At 57.2% G+C, this 25,677-nt stretch carries 23 protein-coding genes and 4 tRNA genes; 5 read left to right on the forward strand and 22 right to left on the reverse strand.

What is annotated here, in order from left to right; genetic code table 11:
- Positions 1-46: 46 nt before the first annotated feature.
- Positions 47-1,411 carry a CapA family protein gene (locus CE168_RS02510; RefSeq protein ID WP_099570974.1) on the reverse strand — a complete coding sequence of 455 codons (1,365 nt, stop codon included), beginning with the start codon at positions 1,409-1,411 and terminating at the stop codon, positions 47-49.
- A 67-nt stretch (positions 1,412-1,478) separates the two neighbouring features.
- Positions 1,479-2,783: a DNA polymerase IV gene (gene dinB / locus CE168_RS02515; RefSeq protein ID WP_099570975.1), complete on the reverse strand. Its 1,305-nt coding sequence runs from the start codon at positions 2,781-2,783 to the stop codon at positions 1,479-1,481.
- 235 nt (positions 2,784-3,018) lie between these two features.
- Between dinB and CE168_RS02520 the strand changes: the two genes are divergently transcribed.
- Positions 3,019-3,106, forward strand: a tRNA-Ser gene (locus tag CE168_RS02520).
- A gap of 48 nt (positions 3,107-3,154) precedes the next feature.
- Here CE168_RS02520 and dapC read toward each other — a convergent pair.
- The 11 genes from dapC to CE168_RS02575 all read right to left on the reverse strand — a co-directional run bounded on the left by dapC (position 3,155) and on the right by CE168_RS02575 (position 10,981).
- Positions 3,155-4,309 (reverse strand): succinyldiaminopimelate transaminase, encoded by a 1,155-nt coding sequence (gene dapC, locus CE168_RS02525; protein ID WP_099570976.1) that lies wholly within the window; start codon positions 4,307-4,309, stop codon positions 3,155-3,157.
- Between the two features lie 79 nt (positions 4,310-4,388).
- Positions 4,389-4,709, reverse strand: coding sequence for a ferredoxin (fdxA, locus tag CE168_RS02530; protein ID WP_003836048.1), 321 nt, complete (start codon positions 4,707-4,709; stop codon positions 4,389-4,391).
- 30 nt (positions 4,710-4,739) lie between these two features.
- The gene (locus tag CE168_RS02535; protein ID WP_099571170.1) at positions 4,740-6,236 is read right to left on the reverse strand and encodes an APC family permease; all 1,497 of its coding nucleotides are present in this window, start codon (positions 6,234-6,236) and stop codon (positions 4,740-4,742) included.
- A 30-nt stretch (positions 6,237-6,266) separates the two neighbouring features.
- The gene (locus tag CE168_RS02540; protein ID WP_099570977.1) at positions 6,267-7,466 is read right to left on the reverse strand and encodes an FAD-binding protein; all 1,200 of its coding nucleotides are present in this window, start codon (positions 7,464-7,466) and stop codon (positions 6,267-6,269) included.
- A gap of 105 nt (positions 7,467-7,571) precedes the next feature.
- Complete coding sequence (gene rpmG, locus CE168_RS02545; RefSeq protein ID WP_003807891.1) at positions 7,572-7,742, reverse strand: 50S ribosomal protein L33; 171 nt, start codon at positions 7,740-7,742, stop codon at positions 7,572-7,574.
- A gap of 52 nt (positions 7,743-7,794) precedes the next feature.
- Positions 7,795-7,868, reverse strand: a tRNA-Met gene (locus tag CE168_RS02550).
- A 5-nt stretch (positions 7,869-7,873) separates the two neighbouring features.
- Positions 7,874-7,945 (reverse strand) — tRNA-Thr (locus CE168_RS02555).
- Between the two features lies 1 nt (position 7,946).
- Positions 7,947-8,028 (reverse strand) — tRNA-Tyr (locus CE168_RS02560).
- A 481-nt stretch (positions 8,029-8,509) separates the two neighbouring features.
- Positions 8,510-8,803, reverse strand: coding sequence for a co-chaperone GroES (gene groES / locus CE168_RS02565; protein WP_099570978.1), 294 nt, complete (start codon positions 8,801-8,803; stop codon positions 8,510-8,512).
- A gap of 253 nt (positions 8,804-9,056) precedes the next feature.
- Positions 9,057-10,256: a hypothetical protein gene (locus CE168_RS02570; protein ID WP_099570979.1), complete on the reverse strand. Its 1,200-nt coding sequence runs from the start codon at positions 10,254-10,256 to the stop codon at positions 9,057-9,059.
- Between the two features lie 101 nt (positions 10,257-10,357).
- A complete protein-coding gene (locus CE168_RS02575; protein ID WP_099571171.1) occupies positions 10,358-10,981 on the reverse strand; it encodes a GNAT family N-acetyltransferase in 624 nt (207 codons plus the stop codon).
- A 94-nt stretch (positions 10,982-11,075) separates the two neighbouring features.
- Between CE168_RS02575 and CE168_RS02580 the strand changes: the two genes are divergently transcribed.
- The 3 genes from CE168_RS02580 to CE168_RS02590 all read left to right on the forward strand — a co-directional run bounded on the left by CE168_RS02580 (position 11,076) and on the right by CE168_RS02590 (position 12,847).
- Positions 11,076-11,738 (forward strand): 5-formyltetrahydrofolate cyclo-ligase, encoded by a 663-nt coding sequence (locus CE168_RS02580; protein WP_180753662.1) that lies wholly within the window; start codon positions 11,076-11,078, stop codon positions 11,736-11,738.
- Positions 11,739-11,835: 97 nt separating this feature from the next.
- Complete coding sequence (locus CE168_RS02585; RefSeq protein WP_099570980.1) at positions 11,836-12,018, forward strand: FmdB family zinc ribbon protein; 183 nt, start codon at positions 11,836-11,838, stop codon at positions 12,016-12,018.
- Positions 12,019-12,157: 139 nt separating this feature from the next.
- Positions 12,158-12,847 (forward strand): SAF domain-containing protein, encoded by a 690-nt coding sequence (locus CE168_RS02590; RefSeq protein WP_099570981.1) that lies wholly within the window; start codon positions 12,158-12,160, stop codon positions 12,845-12,847.
- A 28-nt stretch (positions 12,848-12,875) separates the two neighbouring features.
- On the opposite strand, the gene CE168_RS02595 is transcribed toward CE168_RS02590, so the two are convergent.
- The 5 genes from CE168_RS02595 to rplJ all read right to left on the reverse strand — a co-directional run bounded on the left by CE168_RS02595 (position 12,876) and on the right by rplJ (position 19,482).
- Positions 12,876-13,079, reverse strand: a complete 204-nt coding sequence (locus CE168_RS02595; protein WP_180753364.1) for a hypothetical protein — start codon at positions 13,077-13,079, stop codon at positions 12,876-12,878.
- Between the two features lie 74 nt (positions 13,080-13,153).
- Entirely contained in the window at positions 13,154-16,774 is a 3,621-nt protein-coding gene (locus tag CE168_RS02600; RefSeq protein WP_099570982.1) for a helicase, read from the reverse strand.
- Positions 16,775-16,782: 8 nt separating this feature from the next.
- Positions 16,783-18,204, reverse strand: coding sequence for an FHA domain-containing protein (locus CE168_RS02605; RefSeq protein ID WP_442861939.1), 1,422 nt, complete (start codon positions 18,202-18,204; stop codon positions 16,783-16,785).
- Between the two features lie 263 nt (positions 18,205-18,467).
- Positions 18,468-18,848: a 50S ribosomal protein L7/L12 gene (rplL, locus tag CE168_RS02610; protein WP_003836061.1), complete on the reverse strand. Its 381-nt coding sequence runs from the start codon at positions 18,846-18,848 to the stop codon at positions 18,468-18,470.
- A gap of 112 nt (positions 18,849-18,960) precedes the next feature.
- Positions 18,961-19,482, reverse strand: coding sequence for a 50S ribosomal protein L10 (gene rplJ / locus CE168_RS02615; protein ID WP_099570983.1), 522 nt, complete (start codon positions 19,480-19,482; stop codon positions 18,961-18,963).
- 402 nt (positions 19,483-19,884) lie between these two features.
- Between rplJ and CE168_RS02625 the strand changes: the two genes are divergently transcribed.
- Positions 19,885-21,273, forward strand: coding sequence for an NCS2 family permease (locus tag CE168_RS02625; RefSeq protein ID WP_099570984.1), 1,389 nt, complete (start codon positions 19,885-19,887; stop codon positions 21,271-21,273).
- Between the two features lie 131 nt (positions 21,274-21,404).
- Here CE168_RS02625 and CE168_RS02630 read toward each other — a convergent pair whose 3' ends face one another.
- The 4 genes from CE168_RS02630 to pstC all read right to left on the reverse strand — a co-directional run bounded on the left by CE168_RS02630 (position 21,405) and on the right by pstC (position 25,568).
- Positions 21,405-22,298: a metal ABC transporter solute-binding protein, Zn/Mn family gene (locus tag CE168_RS02630; protein ID WP_099570985.1), complete on the reverse strand. Its 894-nt coding sequence runs from the start codon at positions 22,296-22,298 to the stop codon at positions 21,405-21,407.
- Between the two features lie 500 nt (positions 22,299-22,798).
- Positions 22,799-23,578 (reverse strand): phosphate ABC transporter ATP-binding protein PstB, encoded by a 780-nt coding sequence (gene pstB, locus CE168_RS02635; protein WP_003836065.1) that lies wholly within the window; start codon positions 23,576-23,578, stop codon positions 22,799-22,801.
- A gap of 41 nt (positions 23,579-23,619) precedes the next feature.
- Positions 23,620-24,615 (reverse strand): phosphate ABC transporter permease PstA, encoded by a 996-nt coding sequence (gene pstA, locus CE168_RS02640; RefSeq protein ID WP_180753664.1) that lies wholly within the window; start codon positions 24,613-24,615, stop codon positions 23,620-23,622.
- Positions 24,615-25,568, reverse strand: a complete 954-nt coding sequence (gene pstC / locus CE168_RS02645) for a phosphate ABC transporter permease subunit PstC (protein ID WP_099570986.1) — start codon at positions 25,566-25,568, stop codon at positions 24,615-24,617. Before pstC ends, pstA begins: the two co-directional genes overlap by 1 nt.
- Positions 25,569-25,677: the final 109 nt, after the last annotated feature.

Raw genomic sequence — 25,677 nt, forward strand, 5'->3', positions numbered from 1 at the left:
TCCACGTTTTCAACCAACGGTACGAGGCATATTGTGCCACGGAAAACTATTCACCAGATGAACTTGCCCGCTCTGCGGTTATATTCCATTCCTTGACCACGTTTTGGTCGGCGCCCATGGAGTAGAGCACGTCCCAGATGCGTTGGCGCACATTCGCGTCTTGCGTTTCATCCCAACAGGTGCCGTCCGGATGGTCGCTTGCCAGCGAACACCATTGGTATTTGCCTTGCGTCTCATTGGCGCTGGGCACCCAGTCGATACGGTTGACGCGCCACGAGCCCGCCACACCTTTTTTGCCTGCGAATTGAATACGCGCGGTCACACCCTGGTTGTTTACGATGGTGTCTGCCGTATTGGCCGATTCGGTTACGGCATTGCCCAAACCGTAGATGATCCAAGTGCCGTTATAGTTCTCGATCGGCTGCGCGCAATGGCAACCGGCACCATAGATCACATCAAATGCACCCGTATCAGCTAGCTCGTGCGCTTCCTCCTGCTGCCAGGAATCGGCGTAATCCAAGTATTCCTGCACGGAATGCATGGCCATGGCCACCACGTCGGCGCCTTGTTCCCGAGCGGCCTTCGCCTTGGCCACGGCCTTGTCGATATCGGCCTGATGGTTCGGATCTCCGGATTCGCGAAGGCGATCCACACGCCAGTCGTAGTCGGGCGTTTGCGCGTTCAACGACACGGTTCCCGCAACGAGTCCGATTTTGCCGCCGCCCGTCGGCGAATCGATGACCAGCGGCTTATACGAATCCTCTTCGGTTTTATAGGAACCGGTTTGCGCTATGCCATCCTGTTCAAGCGTGTCCCACAAACGTGCGATGCCGTCGGCACCTTGATCCCAAGAATGATTCGAAGCATGCGTGCAGGCACGATATCCCACATTTTTCGCGGCATCTGCCACTTCCGCAGGAATATTGAAAATCGGATAGGCGGAATATGGACCGCCACGTTGTGCAATAGGTGTTTCGAATTCGCATACGGCGATGTCGGAAGCGTCGATATATTTGCGCATCGGCTCGAACAAACCGGTGAAATCGAATGCGGTGCCGTCGGTGGCCGCGGTGTTGGCGCCGGCATACTGGTTCCACAATCCCTCATGGAACAGCAAATCACCGTTGACAAGCATGGCGATGCAGTCGGTGTCGGGGCAATCCGGAGAATTGCCATGATGCTCCGCAGGTTCGGTCACTTGTTTCTTTTCAACCGTTTTTGGCTCGCTCACCGTTGTTGCCGGCTTCGCATTGGCATCACTCTGCTTTGATTGAAGGCCATGCACCAGTAGCCATGTTCCCGCGACAAGCACGACGGCAAGCACGGCCAATGCCGCGAATGCAAGCTTGCGCCGACCTGCCGCAAGCACTTCCGCGTTAGTTGCGTGCACTGCCTCTTTCCTGTATTTCATGGCATCCCTGCCTTCCCCTGGACCTTCTCAACTCTTCAATTCAAGAATAACGGATATGCCCTTGCTTCTACACCCCGAAGCTGGCGATATTGTTACCGTATTTTCGACGCACCGCATCAAGCGCCGCCTCCGCGCCACGCAAACGCGCCGAATGCGTCTGCGCCTGGGCGCTGCCGCCGGAGATTTCAGCACGCTGTTCGACTTCGTTTTCTTCGAGTAGATCATCCAGCGAAGGCTGAATCACAGCTTCTTCAGCAAGTACAAGCCCACTGGCGCTCATTCCCGCCAAACGCACGGGGCGCGTAAGGGAAATGGCATGCGCAGACTCCGGGGCCATGCCCATCACGACGAGCAGCAGGTCGACGCATTGCGGGTAAAGCACGCTCGCCGCGTCCGTAGGGCAGTCCAACGTGCGTCCTTTCGTCGCATAACTCAAGTCCGGGAATCGGAGTTTGACCATGACCTTGCGTGCGAGGAAACCACGTTTACGCAACGACGTAGCCACGTCATCGCAACACCAGCGAAGCATGGAACACACCTGCCGCATGTCTTGCGTGTCAGCTTCGAAGGTACGTTCCGCACCAATCGATTTTTCCTGCGTGTATGGCACGACGGGCCTATCGTCCAGGCCTCGGGCCGCCTGATACAGGCCGTGTGCGGAAAGAGCAGATCCGGTGGCCTGTTCCAGAGATTCGAGACTCATGCGTGCAAGGTCGGCGACCGAGTTGACGCCCCACGCGTTCAGACGCCTTTCCAGAGAAGGTCCGATGCCGGGAATGCCACGCAATGGCATCATCTGCACGAATTGTGCATGCCGCGCCACGGGAATCATCAACATGCCGTTGGGCTTGGCATTGGTGGATGCCATTTTGGCGACCAGCTTGTTCGCCGCGATGCCGACGGAACAGGTGATGTTGTAGCGCAAGGCCACCTGTTCACGTATCCACGCCCCAATGGCACTGGGACTGCCCCACTGCAGCAACGCTCCGGAAACGTCCATATAGCATTCGTCGACCGATACCTGTTCGATGCGGTCGGTAATCCGGCTGAACACTTCCTTGAAAATGCGATGCGACATCGCGCGATAGTAGCGCATGTCGACCGGAAGGAAAATTCCGTTCGGGCATAGCTTTTGAGCCCTGGAACTTGCCATGGCCGAGTTGATGCCGTATTGCCGCGCCTCATAGCTGGCCGCAGACACCACCGAACGATTGCCCACGCCGATGACCACCGGCTTGCCGCGGTACTCCGGATGCCGAGCCACTTCCAAAGACGCGTAGAAAGCATCCATGTCGATATGCAGCACCGTGCATCCAGCCTCGTCATGACCCCAGTCACATTTGGCTGCTGCGATTCTCGGTGCGGTACTCATGATTCCATGATAGCTGTTTTCACGTTCTACTGAAACAAATGTTCGAATATCGCAGTTTATCTTATGAAACCGGCGTGTCGACAGTTGCGATTCCATAAGGCACACACATGCATACAGCACGGATTTTTTCCTTGATGCTCCAACGTTCTTCCATCTTTTTTTCGAGATATGGTGTTTCGCTCGCAGATAGATGGTATAGTTACATGCTGTTGCGCCGTGAAAACGGTAAAACAGTGGAGTCATGCCTGAGTGGCCGATAGGGGCACCCTGCTAAGGTGTTAGTCGTTTTTAGCGGCTCGAGGGTTCGAATCCCTCTGACTCCGCAGGTATGGGCTTCCAGCGATCACTGGAAGCCCTTTTGCGTATTGGCTTTAGCGCGCCAAGCGTTCAGCGGCGGAAGCGATTGCCCCGTCGCTGGCGGTGGCGGAGAAGCGCAGATATTCCGGCGCACCATAGAACTCGCCGGGGCTGGCGATGATGCCGATTTTGGCAAGCTGTTCCATATCGGTCCAGCAATCGCCCGACTTGGCTCTCACCCACACATACAACGCACCTTCCGGCATGTCGGTACAGTATCCGTAAGCACGCAACGCGCCCACCAACACGCCGAGACGTTCCCGATAGCGCGCATGCTGAACCTTGACGGATTCCAGATCACGCAATCCGGCAGCCATCGCAGCCTGCACCGGACCGGGAATAATCTGACCAATCTGCTTGCGATATGCATTCATCGACGCAATCAAAGACTCATCTCCGGCAATGAACGCGGTACGATACCCAGCCATATTGCTCTGCTTACTCAACGAATAAAGCACCAGCACGCCCTCTGCGGAGCCCAAACACACATCGCCACGCAGCGCGCACGGCGTCGACGCGAGAGAATCAGCATCACCTTCAGCACCATTCACGGCGTCCCTCCACTGCATCAGCGCATAGCATTCGTCGGAAAGCACCACCGCGCCGATCTCACGCGCAGATGCGACAATTCCAGCCATCTGCTCAGCCGAATACACCTCGCCCGTCGGATTGCAAGGGGAATTCACCCACACCGCTTTGACGCCAGGCACATTGCGCCACGACGCGACATCAGCCACATCGTCGACCTTAAGCACCTGCGCCCCAGCCAACTGCGTGCCGATCTCATACGTCGGATACGAAACCTTCGGCTGCACCACAACATCATCCTCGCCGAAATGCAGCAGCGACGCCATCAACGCAACACCCTCTTTGGAACCGACGGTAGGCACCACATCAGCATGAATCGCCTTCAAATCAACATCGCGGGTCACCGAAAACCATTCAGCAATCGCAGCACGCAGATCGGCAGTACCTGCAGTAACCGGATATCCATACGCATTCGGATCATTCGCCGCCACTGCGAGCGCCTTGCGCACCGAATCGGGCACGGGATCGACGGGAGACCCCACGGACAGGTCGATCATGCCTCCGAACGCGGCTTTTGCCGTGCGCTTGTATGCTGCGATACGCGACCAATCGTATGGCGAAGAAAACTCATGAAAGCCCATCGTGAAAACTCCTTAATAACCCTCTATAAACAAAATATGCGGCCTCTTCCAACGGGAAAAGGCCGCGTTCAAATGCCAATCACTGATTTTGCGGCGGCAGAGCAGCTACCTGCTCCGGATCCTTGCCGATCGGGCCGGCTGCGGAAGCGCCGCCCATATCGCCGACTTCAGCGAAGAAGCTGACTGCGGCATCCTTGTACCAGGCCCACTCGTCTGGCAGATCATCTTCATAGAAGATGGCTTCGGTCGGACACACCGGTTCGCATGCGCCGCAATCCACGCATTCGTTCGGATTGATATACAGGGAACGGGAGCCCTCGTAGATGCAATCGACCGGGCATTCGTCCACGCAGGCCTTGTCTTTGACATCGACGCACGGCTGAGCGACAACGTATGGCATGGTTACCTCCTTAACACTTACCGCTCAAGATTACTCTTGATTGCCAACTTCCAGCTCTCCCGTGCCGAGTCGGGCGTGGCGGTAGCCGTAGCCGAAGTAGATGCAGAAGCCGACCGCAAGCCAGACCACGAATCGAATCCAGGTGAGCACGCTCAGGTTGAGCATGAGCCAGATGTTGGCGAGCGCGATGAGGATAGGGACCCATGGATTGCCGGGGATTTTGAAGACTCGCTTCAGATCGGGGCGCTTCTTGCGCATGATCGGAATAGAGATGGAAACAAGGGTGAATGCCGACAGTGTGCCGATGTTCACCATGTCGGCAAGGATGCTGACGTTGCAGCTGGCTGCGATGAGTGCCATGAGCACGCCGACGGCAATCTGCAGACGTACTGGAGTGCCGTGCTTGCCTGTGTGACTGAGCGGGCGCGGCAGCAGGCCGTCTCGGCTCATGGCGAACACCACGCGGGTCAGGCCGAGCAGCAGCACCATGACCACGGTGGCCAGACCGATCACAATGCCAAAACTGATGATTTTGGCGGCCCAGTCAGCGCCGACCATTTCGAATGCTGTGGCGAGCGACGGGTCTTTCTGCTTGGCGAGGTCTTTGTAGGAGACCATGCCGGTGGTGACGATGGCGACGAGGGTGTAGAGCACGATGATCAGTCCCATGCCCACGCCGATGCCCAGCGGAACGTTCTTCTTCGGGTTGATGGTTTCCTCGGAGGTGGTGGCGACCACATCGAAGCCGAGGAACGCGAAGAACACGAGGGCCGCGCCGGAAATGATGCCGGTGATGCCGTAGATGCTGGGGGTCATGCCGGTGACCCACTGCCATAATGGCTGTTCCATGGTTGCGGTCAAGCCTGATCCGGTGGTGGCTGCCGGTTCGCTCGGTGGGATGAATGGGGTGAAGTTTTCGGCTTTGACGTAGAAGAAGCCGACGATCACGACGAATAGCACGATGGCGATTTTCAGTATAGTGAGCGCGCCGTCTACGCGTGCGCCGATTTTCGTGCCGCATACCAAGAGTGTCGTGAAGAAGGCCACGACGATGATTGGCGCGAAATCGAAATTAAATGATCCGAAGGTGACGTTGGTATTGATGTTCCATCCGACAAGTCGGAAGAAATCGTTGAGATAGACGCCCCAATATTTGGATACGACGGAGCCTGCCATCAGCATTTCAAGGATCAGATCCCAACCGATCACCCATGCGACGATCTCACCGACGGTGGTGTATGTGAAGGTGTAGGCGGATCCCGCAACCGGAATCATGGACGCGAATTCGGCGTAGCACATTACGGCCGCACCGCATACCACGCCGGCGATGAGGAAGCTGATGATCACGGCTGGGCCCGCATGGAAGGCTGCCGCCTGGGCGCCGATGGAGAAGATGCCCGCGCCGACGGCCACTGCCACGCCCATAATGGCCAGATCCCACCAGGTCAGGTCTCGTTTCAGGGAGCGCCCCGACTCCCCCGTTTCCGCCAATGTCTGTTCGACGGATTTCTTACGTAATACGTTCATCATGTTTCCCTTCTCCCTTCGTTCTTACGTTTACTTGAGGCTCATGCCGATGACGACCGGTTCCGGAACGAGACGGATGCCGTACGTCTGTTCGACACCATCCTGCACGGTTTTGGCAAGTTTCACGATGTCGGCTGCCGAAGCTCCTCCTCGGTTGGTCAATGCCAGCGTATGCATGGTGGACAGACCCGCAGTAGCGTTTTCGCTGATTTTGTAGCCTTTATGGAAGCCTGCATGATCGATAAGCCATGCTGCGGATGTTTTGACTCCTGACGTGCCATCCGGCAGGGTCGCACTGAATCGAGGCGCGTCTTCGGGAAGTCTGGCCGCCTGCTCTTCGCTCAGAATTGGATTCATGAAGAAGCTGCCGCAGCTATGGCGATTGTAGTCGGGTTCGTCATTGCCTGCCTGTGTGCGTTGCGCATTATGGGCAATGGCGACCAGTTCGCTTTTTTTGGTGCCGCGCATGGCCTCGGTCAGGTAACGGTGGGAATCCTCAAGCATGCCCTTGGAGGCACGTACTTTCAATACCGCGTGACGAATATCCGTTGTCGACATGCGTTCGCCCACTTCCACGCCCAATGCCTTGGCAAGCTGCCCGTAGCCTACCACGCCGGTTGCGCTGTGATGCAGCGCGAAGGTTACGGACAGCACCACGTAGCGCGGTGTCGGGAAGAAGTCGGCCGCAGGCGTTGCCGGAGCGCTGTACATGCTGGCTTTGAGCGCACTCATACGGTACCCGAAATGCAGTTCCTGATTGGTGAGCTCTTTGATCTGCTTGTCTTTGCGGTCCCAGACTTCCACGCTTTCGACGCTGGATGCGACCTCCTGGCCGTATGCGCCGATATTCTGCACCACCGACGCGCCGACGGTGCCTGGAATTCCGGAAAGTCCTTCCACGCCTTCCAAGCCAAGTCCGACGCAGTAGTCAACGAAATYATCCCAATTGCAGCCGGCTTCGGCGTTGACATGCACGATTTTTTCGTCGTTTTCGGCAGGCGCTGCCTCATCAAGCACACTTACGGCGCGTCGCGCATCACGCACCACGACGCCATTGAACGGCGTGTCGGCCACGAGCATGTTGGATCCGCCTCCGATCACGCACAACGGCAAGCCTTTGACGTCGGCATCCTCGACGGCTTCGATAACGCCGACACGCGAGGTCGGTTCGATAAAGGATGCAATTGGTCCGCCTACGGCGATAGTGGTGAGATCTGCGAAATTGGTCATGGTGATTAGCTTAGCGTGCGGGGAAGGCAGTTGGAAAAGTGCTAAGAGGGTTTCGAAAAAACAAAAAACCCGACCAATTGGTCGGGTTGAAAGCTTTGAACTCGTTCAGCGGGTCTCGCGATGCACGGTCTGCTTGCCGCAGCGGGAGCAGAACTTCTTCAGCTCAAGACGATCCGGCGTGTTACGGCGGTTCTTCGTCGTGATGTAGTTACGCTCCTTGCACTCGGTGCATGCCAGCGTGATGCCCGGACGAATGTCGGCGCTCTTGCTTGCCATCTAAGTTCACCTCTTGTGGTTCGTTGCTATGCCGACGTTCCGTCGACCTTTGTAGCGAGAAAGAGACTCGAACTCTTGACCTTACGATTATGAGTCGTACGCTCTAGCCAGCTGAGCTATCCCGCCATGAGAGCCTCGAGTGAGAATCGGACTCACGACCTCTTCCTTACCAAGGAAGTGCTCTACCACTGAGCTATCGAGGCGTGGCGGATAGTGGATTCGAACCACTGAAGCACGAGGCGACTGATTTACAGTCAGTTCCCTTTGACCGCTTGGGAAATCCGCCGTGCTGCCTGTTTGGTTGAACCCGAACCGGCAACCCGTTTAGTATGCCACAGACCATGCGATTAACGCAAATACGGCGTGTCGCGGAAACCAGAAATGCTCGCAATCGTTGGAATTCCAACGTTTCATAGCTATCAGCCGCATATGTGCGCAAATCAGGACAAATCCTCACGAAAAAACTTTCCGGAAGGAAAAATCATGAGTTTTTCTTCCGGCCCTCCTCCCTGGACCGACTAAACAGCGATGTCGGGAACAGCGCACGCAGCGTCAAACGCAACCTTCGAGGCATGCGATGCGCAGAATCATCGTCGATATCGCAATCGCCATTGCGCAGACAATCGCACACCTTGCACACCTGGACGGCCGACACGCATCCCATTGCAGAAACTTCGAGTGCTTGAAGGTAAAAAAGACCCCGTCACCGCAACGATTGTTCACCAATCGTTGCGGTGACGGGGTCTTCAAACAGCTACGCGCTATGCTCAGCCGAGAATGGCCAGAATATCGCGGGAGGAAACGATCAGGTAATCCTCACCCTGATAGTGCACCTCGGTGCCGCCATACTTGGAGTACAGCACCTTATCGCCGACCTTGACGTCGACCGGAATGCGCTCGCCGGCATCGTTACGACGGCCCGGGCCAACAGCCAGGACTTCACCCTGCTGCGGCTTCTCCTTGGCATTGTCCGGAATGAACAGACCGGATGCGGTCTGGGTTTCGGCTTCCGCCTGCTTGACGATGATCTTGTCTTCCAACGGTGTGAGTGAGATCGACACTGTGGACCTCCTCTTTCTAAGAGAAATCGTTACTTACCGCGCCGGGACCCGCTTGCAAGAGGCTGACGATCACTTACGGCGTCGTCCTTTCGCGCTGAAACATATCCTAGCGCGATTATTAGCACTCTGCCAACTCGAGTGCTAACGCCGAGAGCTAAATCTACGAAAAGAGCCTGAAACCATACGGTTTCAGGCTGATGTTCTTTACGCTTGTTTGCACGTTTCGTGCGTTTCGCGCGTTCGCTTCCCTCCGTCACGCCCCACGACGGGCCATGATGGACGCCAAACCCACACCCAAGGAATCGGAGGTGACGCTGGGAGCCTCAACGTCGGCGCTGACCTCGGAGTCGTGGAATCCCACGGCATCCACGTCCTGCAGATGAACGCCGGCCTCCACGCGGGCGGCCGCCTCGTCGGCATCCATGCTGCTCATCGCGTCGGAAGGCACAATCAACGGCTCGACATTGTCGGAAACCGCACTCTCAGCCGGAGGCACAGCCTTGGCCACCTGACGGGTGGATTTGATCTCCATGCTTTCCGGAGCGGCTGGCGCGATATCATTGCCATTACGCGGCGCGCCCAGCGAAAACGAAATCAGATCCTGCGACGCACCGGCCACGGCGGACGAATCCGTATCGTATGCATCCGCGCCCTCGGCTTTGGCGATTTCATCACGCTCATCGTGGATGGACAGACCGTTCTTCTTATCCGACACGACCTGCGCATCCACAACGTTCGGTTCCGCAGCGGATTTCGCTTCGGATTCCTCCTTGCGCTTGCTTACGGCGGCATCACGGTCGGCCTTGCCACGATCGATCGCCTGACGAATCTCACCTTCCGGCATGACATCGGTCGGCACTTGAGATTCGGCAATCCTACGAATTTCAGCAAGCTCCTGCGCCTGCAAACGAGCACGTTCCGCCTGCTCCTCCTGGGCACGCTTGCGCTCCGCCATAGCCCGCTTCCTCATCTTGGAACGATACTTGGCGACCTTGTGCTCCCACGCTGCGGCCTGCTTGGCGGCCCTCACCCCCAAAGCGAGCACTCCGGCAAGCAACGCGGCGGGAATCAAAGCGAACGACGGACTGAAATGCAACACAAACGCGCACACCAACACGGCGATTGTGATCACCAGCATCGAGACAACAATAATCCGCCTTCTGCGGATCGCGGCACGACGAAGGGCACGGACATGCGCAATCCTTTCGTCGGTCAGCTTGCCCTCATGCGTCTCGTTGGACTGCATTATTGCCCCTTTCGCCTTTGCGGCGGTCTCATCGGAGAATCGCGTTCCACTGTCGGCATCCACCAGATGCAGCGACGGCGAAAAGCGGTCCTCTCGGTGCTCGATTACCCGCTTCATGCCTTTGACCGTCCGTTTGGGCAGCCAGAAAGCCATGAGAATAATCACAATCGCAAGCACCACAACCGTGCTTAACGATTCATAACCCATAACTCACAAGAATAGGAGACATTCCGACATTCTCCGGGGCACACGCCCCCGCGTGTCTCGAACATGTTCGTCGAAAGTGCGTGTCGAACCTCTCCAACGACTCACTCGCCCATCAACCGTGCGGTGAAACCGTTTGGTGCGCACTCCGGCAGCAGCGCATACGATTCATGATCACGCCATTGCCCGTTGACGAACATGTACGATTTGCGCACACCCTCATAACATGCTCCCACCTTGAGCGCGACCTTGCGGGAACGCTCGTTTTCGGGAAGCAGGTCGATTTCCATACGATGCAATTGCGGTCCGGAGGGGTCGAACATCGCCCAATCAGCCAACAACGCGACGGCCATAGGAGCATATCCACGACCTGCGCAACGCTCGTCGATCCAGTAGCCGACCACGCCAGTACGCATGGCGCCATAGCAGATCGCTCCCAACGAAATCTGGCCGACGATACGCCCATGATGCTCGATGGCGAACACCACTCCGGTACCGTTTCGCTCGTTGCGCCGCATCGCGCGCACCCACTCATTGAACGACATCGACGCGCCATGCAACGGGTCTCCGGATTCCCACGGCTTCAGCCAGTCGTCATTACGCCAACGGACGTCGTTCCATTCATCGCAGTCGTCGAAGGTCAGCGGCCGCAGAATTATGGGAACGTGAAGCCCATGCGATTGGATGAAACGCGGAACATCGATGGTATTGGATTCCGAACGCATCATGCCGCGCAAAGATTGCAAAATCGTCACGCCTTCATTCTGCCATGCGCATAACATTTTCGTTTTCGCGCAACCATCCCGTGGTAGAACATGCGATATGACCCCGAATATGCAAACCGATGTCGCAGGCGACGGCACGCGTGACGAAGCCTTAGCACAACGCGAGCTGAAAAGGCAATGGCGCAAGACCGCAATCGCAAGAAGAAAACGGACGAACCCTGAGGAACGGCTGGAAGCCGGCAGAAAACTGGCCGAACAGGCACGGCAGGCGAATCTCATCCATTCATTCACCACGGTGGCCGCATTCGCATCCATGGGCAGCGAAATGTCGATGACACCGATGCTGCAGACGCTTTTCGATTCGAACTGCCGCATACTCGTTCCACGGCTTGGAAAAGGCACGGATATTGGTTGGAGCGAGCTTGACAGCATCCACGATCTGCACGATCAGACCAACAGCGACGGCTCCATCAACACGCATCGTCCGCAGGAACCCAGCAACAGCGCATGTGGGCCCGAAGCGTTGAAAGACGCTGGACTGATCATCGTTCCCGCTTTTGCCGTCGATCATGAGGGATTCCGTTTGGGGCGCGGCGGAGGATGGTACGACCGGGCGCTTGAATACCGTGCAATCGGAGCGCGCGTGGTGGCGGTCTGCTGGCCTTGGGAGCCGACCGACGAGCCAGTGCCGCATGAGGCGCACGACATTCCCGTCAACGGAGTACTTACGCCGAATGGATTCACGGAGGTTCGCCAATAAACCATTCGTGAATAAGACGTTCATGCGGCCGTCTCAGGGAGCGTACTAGGATATGTCCCGTTAAGAAATTTGAGAATCTGGTTGAAGCGAGGATACTTTGCCTACTTATCATTACCGTTGCAAGAACTGCAACTACGATTTCACCGAGCAGCAGTCGTTCACCGACGATCCGATCACCATCTGCCCCGAATGTGGCGAGGAACAGGTCCATAAGGTGTATTCCGCGCCGCCAATCGAATTCAAGGGATCTGGTTTCTACCGCACCGATAAATCCAAGTGAGCTCAATCACATAATTCAAACAAGCTCAACCCCTTGGAAAACAAGGCGACATGCCGAAGCCTGTGGATAACTCACATCCTCCGACCACAACCCTTGATCCGGCTTGCGCAACAACTATTCGTAAGGTCATCATGCATGCATGGTGACCTTTTTCCATGATTTGTTGCAACGTCTGCAGGGCACGGATGGCAGGCGAACGACCGACGGCACGCGGACTGCGCCCTATCGGCGACGAAGGAACGCGCGATTGCACCGGCTGCTCGCCGCGGTCTGTGCCGGACTTGCCATGTTCGCAGCCCTGCAGTGCGTGCGATTGACGATTTCCACGCAACCGGTTGTCATCGCCGCGCAGACCATTGCGAAAGGCAGCGTGATTACCGCGGATTCGCTCGCATTGCGCGATCTTCCGTATGACGAGGCCTTACGTAACGTTTTCCAGGATTGCGACGATGCCGTCGGGCTAATCGCCCAAGTGGACGTTGCGGAAGGCGGCATCGTCACGTCGACCATGGCGCGTGCCTCTCCCGTTGTTCCCGAAGGATACACGGCGATCGAAGTGCGATTGGCGAGTTCCGCCGACAATCTGTCGCTTGGCGATATCGTGACGCTTTCCAGCGCCACGATATTCGGCGAGGCGACACCGGAAACATCACCGGATACGGATGCCGTGACATTGCGCGAACTATGCTCGGGCGCGATCCTGACCGCAAAACCCTCGCGCGATGCGGACGGCAACACCCTTGCGGTGTTTGCCATGCCTCCTCATGAAGCGGCGACCGTTCTGCAGGCCCAAGAATACAGCGCGATTATCGCCATCGTCAGTTCGTGATGACAGCGAGGCGAATCCCAGGCGAATGTCAGTGTCCCCGCTCGGAGAACACGCCCCAATGCGGCGGCAATTCGCCCAGAATACGCTTGTCGTCGTCCGCATTGCGCTGACGTTCGGTGAGCACATCGGACGGTTCGAGCTTAACGCCGTCCGCATCGAACAGCTCCGTGCCCTGGCGGACCACACGCTTGTGCTTGCGTGCCGTTCGGCGAGTGGCGCAATAGCCGGACACCACGCGAACGGCAGACTGGTCGGTTTCCTGGGAAGACTCCTGCGGAGAATGCTCGTCGACGCTCATCTGGACGATCATCTGACCTCCTGATACAGGTCGCTCAAGCGTGCCACGATGCGGTCCACTTCCTTGTCTGGATTCACGAACGCGCCGACGCTCCACACGGTCATAACGGACCAGCCAAGCGATTCGATGTTCTGCAAAAGCACGCGGTGACGTTCCCTGGTGGACTGCAATCCCATGAATTGCGCGTCGTCGGTGAGCACCGCCAACGCGAACGGCTTGTCGTTCAGACCGACCACTAGCGGCAGCTTGGATCCATTGTCGAAACCATAATCGACGGCCACATTCAGTCCACGGGCTCGAATGCGATCGGCAAGATCGTTGAGAAGCACGTTCGAGCCGGTCATCTTGACGGCGGGACGCACCACGCTGTCATCAAGCTGCTCCGCCCAACGAAGCACGGTCTTCAGCATCTTCGGACCGGCCTGGTGCAGACGTTCGTCGTCCATGTCGGACGACGAGAACGCGGACACGATGTCAAGATGGCGGTCCGGCACGGCCAATGCGTCCAACAACATGCCTCGCCCGCCTTCGGATTCCAACGCTCCGAACTGCTGCAGCAGTCGCCCATGGGAGGTTTTCGCATAGCACATCGCAAGAATCGCGTCAGTGGCATGCGCACCGGCCACGTCGGAAATGTCCACGATGCGCACATGGCGAAGGAACATGCCCATGGCCTTGTTCTTGTTGGCGATGGCCTTGAGCTCTGCCCCCAGTCGGGTGCGGAACGTATGCGTAAGCGTCACCACTGTAAGCATGTATGATGCGGGCACAATGGTAAAACCGGCGGCACGCTTGGTGATCAGCCTGATTACCTCGTCGATCTCCTGCTGGCTGCTTTCCACCAGCCCCGAAGTGATGACCGGCACACCGTTGGCGTCAGCCACGAAATGGTAGGCGATCTCGCCTTGTGCGCCTTCTTTTGCCACGTCGAAAGGTACGGAACCGTAGCCTTCCGATTCCAGGAACGCATTGAGTTTCGGAGCGCGTCGAACAGGACGATTGGCGATTTTCACGCTCGGCAGCAGCGCAATAAGACGCTTCAGACCATCGGATGTGACCGTTTCACGATGTGCGATCACCACCACCTGCTTGGCACGGCTAATGATGCTCAGCAATTCGATGGACTGGATATGCGAGGCCGCATCGATGATGACGACGTCAGCCAACGGCGCCGGATCGGTAATCGCCGCCAGCGTGGCGGGCGTCGCAACAAGAATCGGTTTCGCCGCTGCGAGAATCTGCGGATGCTCCTTGTGTAGGCGATTCAACGAAACATTACGGGAGCCGGCAAGCATGGTATGCAGCAGATTGGCTTCCTGCGTACGCGAGAACAGCATGTCGCATAGGCGACGCATGGATTCCTGCGCCACCATCGGCCCGACCGAACGCACGTGCTCCACGTCGACTTGGGCAAAGCGTTCCGCAGCGCTCTGCAATGCCGAACCATCTTGGTTGGAGATGATGGCGGAGGATTTCACAATATCCTCGAACGCCGTGGTCCACCATGCCAACTGCAGTTCTCCTGCAACGGCATCGTTGGGAATACCACGATTGTTCAGATCCTCAACCAGCTCGTCAAGACCGACCGAGTGGAAGTCACGTTCCAAGCGAGCGCGCTCCGGCAGATTGTCGAGCGCCTGCTTGTCGTCATACAGGGCCTTCAAACGCTCTTCGACCTGGTTGAAATCAACGGTTTCGAGATTGCCTCCCTGCGGGGTTGTGGCAAGCACCGCATTCAACGCGGTCATGTCACGATTGAGATTCTCTTGCGTTTCGATGATATCGTCCAGCTTGGCGGGCAGTACTGGCCAACCGCCATGAGGCACGAACATATGCCACTGATCGGCCTGCTTGGATACCACAAGCAACGCCTCGTGCAGGTTCTCCACCTGCGCGCCGACGCGCAGCATGCCCTTGGCTTCCTTGATGTGGCGGCGACGCTCCCAGAATCCCATGGAACTGCCTTCGGCCTTGCGTTCGGCCTTCGGCTTGGTCGCCTCGATCATGGATGCGATGTCACGTTCGAAGATTTCCGGCTGGAATACGTCAAGCACTCGTCGCAGGTTCTTCAGCACCATGACCTGACGGCCCCACTCCTGCGCGGTCGTTGGAATCGGGAATCCGCAGGTCTGCACCGTGCTGGCCACCTGCTCACGGGTGGCGGGCAGCACCTTGCGCAACAGTTCGACCACACGCTGGTATGCGCTCACCGCTTCCTCTTCGGAATACAGCGAAGCCTTGTACCATGCGGTATCGTTCTCCGTGATGGTGTATTCGCCAAGTTCACCCGCACGCTGCAGTTTCGCAGCCCAATCCTCGATCTTGTCTGCAATGGAATGCGCGGTCTGCTTGCTCAAACGCACGTGCGTGGTCGGATGGGTGGGTAGCGCCGCGATCTGCGCGAGATTCTGAATCGTCTGGTAGGCGGATACGCCCCACTCCGGGCTCACGCCGTGAAGATCACCCAGATAACGGGTCAAACGGGAGCGCACACCAACCAATTCATCGGCAATCTGATCAAAACGGGACGAAGCAACACCCGATTGGAAGCCGACCGCGGCAATCAACTGACGATCAATCGCCGCATTGGCACCATCATCGGCGATATCCAACAACTGTCCGCTCATCTCATTCGCGGCAACGGACTGCACAAATCGACGTTTCTGATCGGTCACGCACGGCACATAAAGCACGGAACGTCCGTTCATCACGCAACGGGACGCGATCGCGGCAGCCTGCTCGGCGGTATTGTTGGCAATCGGGCTATCCACAAACAGCGAATGGCCCGCGGACGCAAGCTGCGAAGCGTATCGGACGGTATTGTCGATATCGCCGACCTCATACTCGCCATGCGGATCAGCATCGAACGGACTGTATTCCGGAATCTCAGCCCCCTCCAATGCTTCCGCGGCGGCCCTGTCTCCAGCCAAAGCGTCCAAAGCGGTATTGCCAGTCGGGCCTTGAGCCAACTGATCGATGATCTTCTGGCTTTCCACCAGCATCTGCGACGCCGGATCCATAAAGCACCCGAGAATAATGTGCCGTTCAATCTCGAAATCGGGGAACGCGTTGGCCGCACGATCCGTAATGGCCGCGAACACCGCGGACGTCTCTGGCGTGCCGCTCTCATAGTTCGAACCGTCAAACAGCTTGGCCTCATCCAATACGACGTTGTTCTCACGCAGCACGGCCGCGAAAGCCGCGTTCAGACGCACACGCCCTGTGAATGCGATCACCGTGCCGTTTTCGATATTACGGCCTTCTTTGCGCACTTCGACCGGGTACATGAGCACCGGCATCTGATTGCCCTTCCAGATGGCCACGCCGACTACCAAAGACAATTCACCCACGCCGCTGACGCGGCTTTTCGCCTCACGGTCGTCAAGCACACGTTCCACGCGACGGCCAGCGGCGCGCAACATGCCGTTGTCACGGAACAAGGAATTGAGCTGAACATGCCCGCTGGCGAACAGCTGTGCGATGCCGGACGGGTGCGCGTGCGTCATATCAAGCTGGGCGCTCAGCTGCGTCACATCCTCAAGCGGCGACGGCGATAGGCCAAGACGGTACTTCTCACGCCACCCACGAATACGATCCAGCTCAGTGACGTTCTCATTGCTTTCGCTCATGTGTTGGCTCACTTCCCTACCGCTTTACGGTATTCCGCATACCCCGGATTATGTGACAGGGCCGCGTCGATGTCTGTATTACCCAATGCGCCCAGCCATGCATACAGATCGTCATACAGCGACGGGTTCATGGCAAGGAATGGCAGCAGTTCCGGATGACGCGCCATCTCGAACTGCACGGTGAAATCGTCGGTGCGCTTGGCATCGTCCGAAGTCATCCCGTCAACTTCGATGGTCTGCTCCTGCTTGGCGAGCTCGCCCTTGGAAACACGGTCGAACACTGATCCGGGTTCGAAAGTGGGCTTGAACACGCTGGTTTCGTCCGGCGACGGTTCATCCGCAACCTGCGATTGTGCAGCATGTGGTCTGAAACGCTCATCATCGGCCTGCTGCGGCGCTGTTTCCTCCTGGCTTGGAGTTTCGTTTGTCTGTTGCGCAACCGTGGCAGCCTGTTCCACTATTTCGTCGTTGGACTGCTCGTGCGATGTCTCCGTCTGTTGTTCTGGCATATGTTCCGGCATATTGTTTTCTTCAGCCGGCAACGCCACGATAATCGGCTTGCTTGGACGCGCGCTGAACAGCTTGCTCACGGGAATCGTGTCATGCTCGGTTTCGTTGCCTGTTGCGGTTCGAGTCGGCAATGCGGTTTCCTGCACGAATTCCGGCTGATTCGCTTCATTTTCGTTTTCCGCAGCGTTCTTCTTGGCGGCCTCTTCCGCGGCATGCTGTTCCGCCACGGCATCCGCGAACAGGTCGCGCGGAGTATTGTCTGCGACCACGTTATGCTGCACCAGCGAAACGGATGGCAGATCTCCATAATCTGGCTCGTTGGAACGTACGGGAGCAAAAGACTGATGCTCGGCACGTTGCATGAAATTGACGCGATTGGCAACATTACGCGCGTTGAACAATGCGGTCGGCTCGCCGGCACGCAGGTTGAGAATATCATCGACTGACATATCCGCCGCATCAGGCTCCTGCGGCACTTCGTCGGACACCGCGTAGGAGAACAGGTTGGAGACCGGAGCGGACGCATTGTTTTCGGTTTCGGGAACGGCGTGCTCGCTGCCGTGCTCGAAGGTGACGCGCACGTCGCCGAACTGCAGCGTCATCGGCGCGAACGGCAGTCTGAAATCTTCATCCGCCGGCAGACGCATCAATTGACCATTATCGGCCACCACGAACGAACCATTGGTCGACTTGAGATCACGCACGGAAGCATTGCCCTGCGCATCGACTGAAAAAATGGCATGCCGTTTCGACATGGATTTGTTTGCATCCATAATGTCGAGGCGCGCGAATCCATCATCCACCAGAGGGCGTAACGGCTTGCGGCCGATTTCCACGCTTTCGCCGCTGCCCAGCTTCTTGAGTTCGGTTCCATCAACCTTGACGGTCCACTGCTGCGCCGTTCGTTGATCTTCGCTCACCGTTGTCGGCCTTCCTTTCACACACAACACTCTTTGCCATTGTGTCATGCCTTGCCACGTATTTCGGGATTATGACGCGATTAATTGACAACTTTCGCCTATTTCCCCCATTGTATGGCACGATATGGAAGCGTTCACGCTCAAATCGGGTTTTATTGGATTGTCAGCGAAAGAAAATCCCGTGAATATGCGGAAACCCCGCCGCCTTGTGGCGAACGGGGTTTCTACTCAAAATCGTGATATGCGGCTTCAAGCCGCGCGAATCACTTGAGCTCGACGGTAGCGCCGGCTTCTTCGAGCTGGGACTTAGCCTTCTCAGCGTCTTCCTTCTTGGCCTTCTCCAGGACAGCCTTCGGAGCGCCGTCGACCAGAGCCTTGGCCTCAGCCAGACCCAGGGAGGTGATAGCGCGGACGGCCTTGATGACCTGGATCTTCTTGTCGCCAACGGCGGAGAGGATGACGTCGAACTCGTCCTTCTCTTCCTCAGCCGGAGCAGCAGCGCCCGGAGCGGCAACGGCGACAGCAGCCGGAGCGGCAGCCTCGACGTCGAACTTCTCTTCGAAAGCCTTGACGAACTCGGAGAGCTCAACCAGGGTCATCTCACCGAAAGCTTCGAGCAGCTCATCGTTGGTGTACTTAGCCATAATGGCTTCCTTTCATTCTTGGCGACGGTTTGATTGAAGAGGTGACCGCCACCTAAAACAATTATTTTTTCTTTTATGGTCACTATCATTCACGCGGCTAACCGCAATGAAATCAGGCGGCCTTTTCCTGCTTCTCGCGGAGCGCATCGATCGTACGCACAGCCTTGGTCGGCAGAGCGTTGAACAGGTACGCGGCCTTGGACATCGTAGCCTTGATGTCGCCGGCGAACTCGGCGAGCAGCTGCGGGCGAGACTTGAGGTCTGCCAGCTTCTTGGCGCCTTCAGCATCGTAGACGGTGCCATCAGCAAAGCCGCCCTTGATGATCAGTGCCTTATTGGTCTTGGCGAAGTCACGCAGGGTCTTCGCAGCTTCGATGAAGTCACCCTTCACGAAGGTTACAGCGGTCGGGCCGGCGAGGATCTCATCGAGACCTTCGATGCCAGCTTCCTTGGCTGCGATGCGGACCAGCGTGTTCTTAGCCACAGTGTAGGAAGTATCGCGGCCTAGCTTTTCGCGCAGTTCAGAGATCTGCGGAACGGTAAGCCCGCGGTACTCGGTCAGGTAGATAGCGTCAGCTTCACGGAACTTATCCGTAAGCTGGGCGACCACCGCTTCCTTTTCGGGCCTCTTCATGGCGTTCCTTCCTTAGTCAACCATTGACTGTGAAGCAGGAACGTTTCGCCGGGCAATAAAAAAGCCCTGCACGCAGGCAGAGCAACATTCGACCGCTAAGCGGAAAGCCCTTGGTGGGCGTATGTTCTTCAACCTGCGTTGGCTTGGCGAACCAAACTTCGTGAGCGCTTATGCGCCCCAACCAACGGTCTGTGGTTTACAGATGAATAACCTACGGCCATGCTTGGACTTACGATCATTCGGGCGTGTCGCACTTCACGAATCCTCATGACTTACTCAGGTGTTACGGTTAGGCCTTGTTTGGAATCCCACGATTCCATGAGGCGAGTCGCAATTCTCGCCGGAACGCGCCGCGCACCAGCCGGAACGTTCCTACCAACCCAAGAGATAGAGATAGAGAAAATGGAAAAATTCTTCCATCTGAAGGAGAACGGCACCACCGTGTCCACTGAGGTCATGGCCGGTCTGACCACGTTCTTCGCAATGTCATATATCATCATCGTCAACCCGCAGATCCTGTCGCAGACCGGTATGCCGTGGGGTGGCGTGTTCCTCGCAACCATCATCGCAGCCATTGCGGGCACGCTCGTCATGGGCCTGTTCGCCAACGTTCCGTACGCTCAGGCCGCCGGCATGGGCCTCAACGCGTTCTTCACCTACACCGTTTGCTTCGGTCTCGGCTTCACCTGGCAGCAGACCCTGTGCATGGTGTTCCTGTGCGGCCTGATCAACATTCTGATCACCGTCACCAAGATTCGTAAGATCATCATCCAGGCCATTCCGGAAGTGCTGCAGAACGCCATCGGCGGCGGCATCGGCCTGTTCGTGGCCTATGTCGGCTTCCTGAACGTCGGCTTCTTCACCTTCACCACCAAGGCCGACGCCAAGAACGGCGACACCGTGCAGGCGACCCCGGGCCTTGCTGTCATGAACAATCCGACCATCTGGCTGTTCATCATCGGCTTGTTCCTCGCCATCATTCTCACCGTGCTCAAGGTGCGCGGCGGCATGCTGATCGCCATCGCGGTCACCGCCATCGTCGGCATTCCGATGGGTCAGACCACCATGGCCAACTCCATCTCCATCGGCGACACCTTCGCCCAGCTGCCGCAGACTTTTGGTGCGATCTTCAGCGCCGAGGGCTTCCCCGCTCTGTTCTCCGACGTGTCGAAGCTGCCGATCATTCTGCTGACGATCTTCGCATTCTCCATGTCTGACACCTTCGACACCATCGGCACGTTCATCGGCACCGGCCGCCGCACCGGCATCTTCTCCGCGGAAGACGAGGAAGCCCTCGAAAATGGTTCCGGCTTCTCCTCCAAGATGGACAAGGCGCTGTTCGCCGATTCGATCGCAACTTCCATCGGCGCCATCTGCGGCACCTCCAACACCACCACGTATGTGGAATCCTCCGCAGGTATCGCAGCCGGCGGCCGCACCGGCCTGACCTCCGTGATCGTGGCCATCTGCTTCGCCCTGTCGGCCTTCCTCTCCCCGGTCATCTCCGCCATTCCATCCGCCGCAACCGCAGGCGTGCTCGTGGTGGTGGGTTGCATGATGGCATCCTCGCTGAAGGAAATCGACTGGAGCGATATCTCCGAGGCCGTCCCGGCGTTCTTCGCCTCCGTGTTCATGGCGTTCAGCTACTCCATCTCCTACGGCATCGCCGGCGGCTTCATCACCTACTGCCTGATCAAGACCTGCAAGGGCAAGGCCAAGGAAGTGCATCCGGTGATCTGGATCGTGTCGCTGCTGTTCATTCTGGACTTCGTCATCACCGCGATCCTGTAGTTTCGAACGCCAGCTCAAATCGGTATTTAAACAACTGATTTGAAAATACGATAGGGGCGATTCCGCTTTCGCTGCGGAGTCGCCCCTATTGTTGTATCGCTTGTTTTCGTACTGCTTTTTAGTGAACCGTCTTATGCGATGGCTTTCGAGAAGGCGTCAACCAGACTTTCCATCCAGGCCGTCAAGGAATCATATTGTTCCGGCATTTGCTCGGTCAGATTAACCATTGGCACGTTTGCGGATTTCGCGGCATTCGTGATTTTGCCCGTCAGCTCGCTTTCCTCCTGAGTATTGACGACCAAAAGCTTGATTTCACCTGATTTCAATGCGTCGGTGAACTGTTTGATATCCGTTGGTGTCGGCTCGCTTTCGTTCGCGGTGGCTTGCGCGTACCCACTTGGCGTTGCGTCGGCCAGACCCATGTCTTCCGCCAGATAGCTTGCCACGGATTCCGTTGCCGCGTACGCCAATCCATCCGATTTCTGTTTCACTTCGGCGATTTTGCCTTCGACGTTACCTTCCTCCGTCATCCATTGATCGTTCAGCTTGTCGAAATCGCTCTTTTTTGCGGAATCGGCCTTCGCATAGGCGTCGGTGATCGCTTGCGCCATGGCTTTGCGCACGTCGGCGGAGAACCATACATGCGGATTGTCTCCATCCTTCACACCACCGACTTCAGCGGCATTGACGACAGTGGCTTTGGCGGATTGCGCCGCTTTGACCGCCCACGCGTCGTATCCGGCTCCATTGACGATGATGACTTGCGCTTTCTGCAGTTTGGCAATATCCGACGTTGTCGGCTCATAATCATGCGCATCCACATTAGTGGAATTGATGATGCTGGTTACGTTGACGTTGTCTCCGCCCAGGGTTTTCGCCACGGTACCCCACTGATTCACGGAAGCGACCACTTCGATGGTTCCGTTTTTTTCGGATGTTAATTGGCCTCTTCCGCACGCAGCAACCGACGCAAGCATTCCTACAGAAGCAAGTGCGGCAATCGCAATTCTCGCAATACGGTGCATGATAGATCCTCCCTAACGTGATACAACGCCATCATAACCTAAATTGAGAATCATTATCAATAGGGCGTGTCGTGATCAAGCATCACATACAAAAACTCCCGCTCAGGGAACGGCCGCCACGAACGGAATCGAAATGGTTAGCGAAGTAACCGCTTTCGACCGCACATTCGTACGACAATTCCCCGCAAGCGGGAGTAAGAGATGATCTGCCGATCAGCCAAAGCGTGCAAGCTCGCAGGAAAAGGAGCCCTGCCAAGGCAAGGCACTATTTCCTGCCTCGATGCTGTCGCACCTCGGCGCCGCCTACAAACGGCCCACTGGACTGTTTGCTTAACGGCGTCGCACCGGACCGACGCTACGCTTTGGCAGATCGGCTTTGCCGATCAGCCGCGTGCAATTAAGGAGCTTCGCAAAGCGAAGCACAATCCGCTGGCTCGCTAAAGCTCGCTTGCGTCGGTCCACTGGACCGACGCTACGCTTTGGCAGATCGGCTTTGCCGATCAGCCAAAGCGTCCCGATACGTAACGCTCGGCTTCTTCGTTCTGGGGGTTATTGAACATGGTGGTCGTGTCGGTGAAATACTCGAGGTGACCCGGCTGGCCGACGGCTTTCAGGTTGAAGAAGGCGGTGTAATCGGCAATACGAGCAGCCTGCTGCATGTTGTGCGTCACGATCACGATGGTGTAGTCGTTCTTCAGCTCGTTGATCAGATCCTCGACAGCCAGCGTCGAAATCGGGTCAAGAGCGGAGCACGGCTCGTCCATCAGCAGCACCTGCGGGTGCACGGCCACGGCGCGGGCGATGCACAGACGCTGCTGCTGGCCACCGGAAAGGCCGATGCCCGGATTATCAAGACGATCCTTGACCTCGTTCCACAGGTTGGCGCCACGCAGAGCCCACTCGACCAGATCGTCCGCATCGGACTTCGAAATCTTACGGTTGTTGAGCTTCACGCCGGCGAGCACGTTCTCGCGGATGGACATGGTCGGGAACGGGTTCGCGCGCTGGAACACCATGCCGACATCGCGGCGCACGGCAACCGGGTCGATGTCCTTGTCGTACAGGTTCTTGCCTTCCAGCAGCACCTCGCCTTCGCAGTGGGCGCCCGGAATGATCTCGTGCATGCGGTCGAGCGTGCGCAGCACCGTGGACTTGCCACAGCCGGAAGGTCCGATGAAAGCGGTGACCTTGTTGGCTTCGATGTTGATGTTCACATCTTCAACGGCCAGGAAGTCGCCGTAGTAGATGTTCAGATGATTGACATCAATACGTTGTCCCATTTTGGTTCCTTATATGTTGTTTCTGTATGTAAGACTACCGCTCATCGTTCCGACTTGACTGCGAAGATCTTCGCCACGAGTCGACCGATAAGGTTGAGGATAAGCACGATGAGGATCAGCACGAGAGCCGCAGCCCATGCGCGTTCCATCGGGATGGTGGTCACGCAAGAAGCGTCGGCCGAAGCCGGGCAGTTCGCGTTGAGCTTGGAGTACTCCTGGTAGACGTACACCGGAAGGGTGGTCATCTGGCCGGAGAAGAGGTTGACATTCGTGGAAGCGATATAGCCTGCGGTCATCAGCAACGGAGCGGTCTCACCAATCACACGGGCGACGGCGAGAATCGCACCCGAAACAATGCCCGGCAAAGCGGTACGCAACACGATCTTCGTAATCGTGCGCTGCTTGGTAACACCCAAAGCGTACGACGCTTCACGCAAATCGTGAGGTACGATCTTCAGCATTTCCTCGGAAGACTTGACCACGGTCGGCAGCATCAGCAACGACAATGCCACGGAACCTTCGAAACCGTTGATGGTGCCAGGTCCAATCAGAATCACGAACATCGAGAATGCGAACAAACCGGCGACGATGGACGGAATACCGCTCATCACGTCGACCAGCAGTGTGATGACGCGAGCCAACTTGCCACGGTTGGAATATTCAACCAGGTACACGGCGCACATCAGACCGATCGGAATGGAAATGACCATAGCACCGAACGTGATTTCCAACGTACCGATGATGGCGTGCTGAATACCGCCGTAACCACCGGACGGTGTCGGATTGCCGCCGACCACGCCGGTCATGTTATAGCTCAGGAAGTTGAGATTCAGCCTCTTGACACCGTTGATTATGGTGGTGATCAGCACCGAGAACAGCGGAATCAGCGCCACAATGAACGCAAGCGCGATCAGCACGCGCATCGCGAGATCCTTGCGCTTACGTGCAGCGGTAAAGGAACGCGTCGGCTTGAACTTGTCGAAATCGATGACGGGGGCACCGTCCATCGGAGAAGCGTTGTTATTCACTGCGGTCATCACACACTCGCTTTCTCGGTAAGCTTACGGGCGATGAAATTCACCACGAAAGTAATGAGGAACAGCACCAGGCCGGTGCCGATCAGCACGGACACGCCGAGATCGTTGGCTTCCGGATACTGCGCGGCGATGTTGGCTGCGATCGTCTGGTTCTGCGAGGCCTGCAGCAGCTTGATGGAGTAGTTGAGGCCCGGAGACAGGATCATGAGCACGGCCATAGTTTCGCCAAGAGCACGGCCCAAGCCCAACATCGAAGCGGACACCACACCAGACTTGCCGAACGGCAGCACCGCAAGCTTGACCATTTCCCAACGAGTGGCACCCAATGCGAGCGCAGCCTCTTCCTGAAGGCGCGGAGTCTGCAGGAAGATATCGCGAGACATGGAGGTGATGATCGGCAGAATCATGACTGCGAGCACCACGGCCACGGTGGCGACGGTACGGGAAGGATTGGCGGCAGGACCTGCGAACAGCGGAATCCAGCCAAGATACTTGGCCACCCAATTCCAGAACGGGTAGATGGCGGGCACCAGCACCAAGCCGCCCCACAGACCGTAGATAACGGACGGGATTGCGGCAAGCAGATCGACCACATAGCTCAAGGCGGTGGCGAGCTTCTTCGGCGCGTAGTGCGAGATGAACAGTGCGATGCCGACCGACACGAAGAAGGAAATCAACAGTGCCAGCGCGGAGATCAGCACGGTGCCGAACAGCAACGGTCCGACGTAGCCCCAGAAGCTGGAGGCCTTGCCGCCGGTGAAGTTGCTGATGGTTTCGCTATTGGCCTGCTGATCGCCGCCGATCAACGGCCATGCGCGGAACAGCAGGAACAGCGCGACGGCGGCGAGCACCACGAGGATCAGGATGCCGCAGGCGTAGGCCACGCCCTTGAACACCTTGTCCGCGTTTTTGCCGCTTACCGGCTGCTGTGCCGTTTTGCTTTGCGAACTCACGGGTTCTCCTTAACTTGCGATTGCTTGAACAGGTCTACGATGACGTTCGATGACTGGCGATGATGACGTTCGATGGTTACGATTTCCGTTTCATCTACAGGTACCGTTT

Source organism: Bifidobacterium sp. N5G01, from assembly GCF_002742425.1.
GTDB classification, from domain to species: Bacteria; Actinomycetota; Actinomycetes; order Actinomycetales; family Bifidobacteriaceae; genus Bifidobacterium; species Bifidobacterium hominis.

What these genes read in the sequence shown, in the direction of transcription:
- CE168_RS02510 (WP_099570974.1), bottom strand. Translation starts at nt 1,411, where the DNA reads ATGAAATACAGGAAAGAGGCAGTGCACGCAACTAACGCGGAAGTGCTT.
- dinB (WP_099570975.1), bottom strand. Translation starts at nt 2,783, where the DNA reads ATGAGTACCGCACCGAGAATCGCAGCAGCCAAATGTGACTGGGGTCAT.
- dapC (WP_099570976.1), bottom strand. Translation starts at nt 4,309, where the DNA reads ATGGGCTTTCATGAGTTTTCTTCGCCATACGATTGGTCGCGTATCGCA.
- fdxA (WP_003836048.1), bottom strand. Translation starts at nt 4,709, where the DNA reads ATGCCATACGTTGTCGCTCAGCCGTGCGTCGATGTCAAAGACAAGGCC.
- CE168_RS02535 (WP_099571170.1), bottom strand. Translation starts at nt 6,236, where the DNA reads ATGAACGTATTACGTAAGAAATCCGTCGAACAGACATTGGCGGAAACG.
- rpmG (WP_003807891.1), bottom strand. Translation starts at nt 7,742, where the DNA reads ATGGCAAGCAAGAGCGCCGACATTCGTCCGGGCATCACGCTGGCATGC.
- CE168_RS02570 (WP_099570979.1), bottom strand. Translation starts at nt 10,256, where the DNA reads ATGGGTTATGAATCGTTAAGCACGGTTGTGGTGCTTGCGATTGTGATT.
- CE168_RS02575 (WP_099571171.1), bottom strand. Translation starts at nt 10,981, where the DNA reads ATGATGCGTTCGGAATCCAATACCATCGATGTTCCGCGTTTCATCCAA.
- CE168_RS02580 (WP_180753662.1), top strand. Translation starts at nt 11,076, where the DNA reads ATGACCCCGAATATGCAAACCGATGTCGCAGGCGACGGCACGCGTGAC.
- CE168_RS02590 (WP_099570981.1), top strand. Translation starts at nt 12,158, where the DNA reads ATGGTGACCTTTTTCCATGATTTGTTGCAACGTCTGCAGGGCACGGAT.
- CE168_RS02600 (WP_099570982.1), bottom strand. Translation starts at nt 16,774, where the DNA reads ATGAGCGAAAGCAATGAGAACGTCACTGAGCTGGATCGTATTCGTGGG.
- rplL (WP_003836061.1), bottom strand. Translation starts at nt 18,848, where the DNA reads ATGGCTAAGTACACCAACGATGAGCTGCTCGAAGCTTTCGGTGAGATG.
- rplJ (WP_099570983.1), bottom strand. Translation starts at nt 19,482, where the DNA reads ATGAAGAGGCCCGAAAAGGAAGCGGTGGTCGCCCAGCTTACGGATAAG.
- CE168_RS02625 (WP_099570984.1), top strand. Translation starts at nt 19,885, where the DNA reads ATGGAAAAATTCTTCCATCTGAAGGAGAACGGCACCACCGTGTCCACT.
- CE168_RS02630 (WP_099570985.1), bottom strand. Translation starts at nt 22,298, where the DNA reads ATGCACCGTATTGCGAGAATTGCGATTGCCGCACTTGCTTCTGTAGGA.
- pstB (WP_003836065.1), bottom strand. Translation starts at nt 23,578, where the DNA reads ATGGGACAACGTATTGATGTCAATCATCTGAACATCTACTACGGCGAC.
- pstA (WP_180753664.1), bottom strand. Translation starts at nt 24,615, where the DNA reads ATGACCGCAGTGAATAACAACGCTTCTCCGATGGACGGTGCCCCCGTC.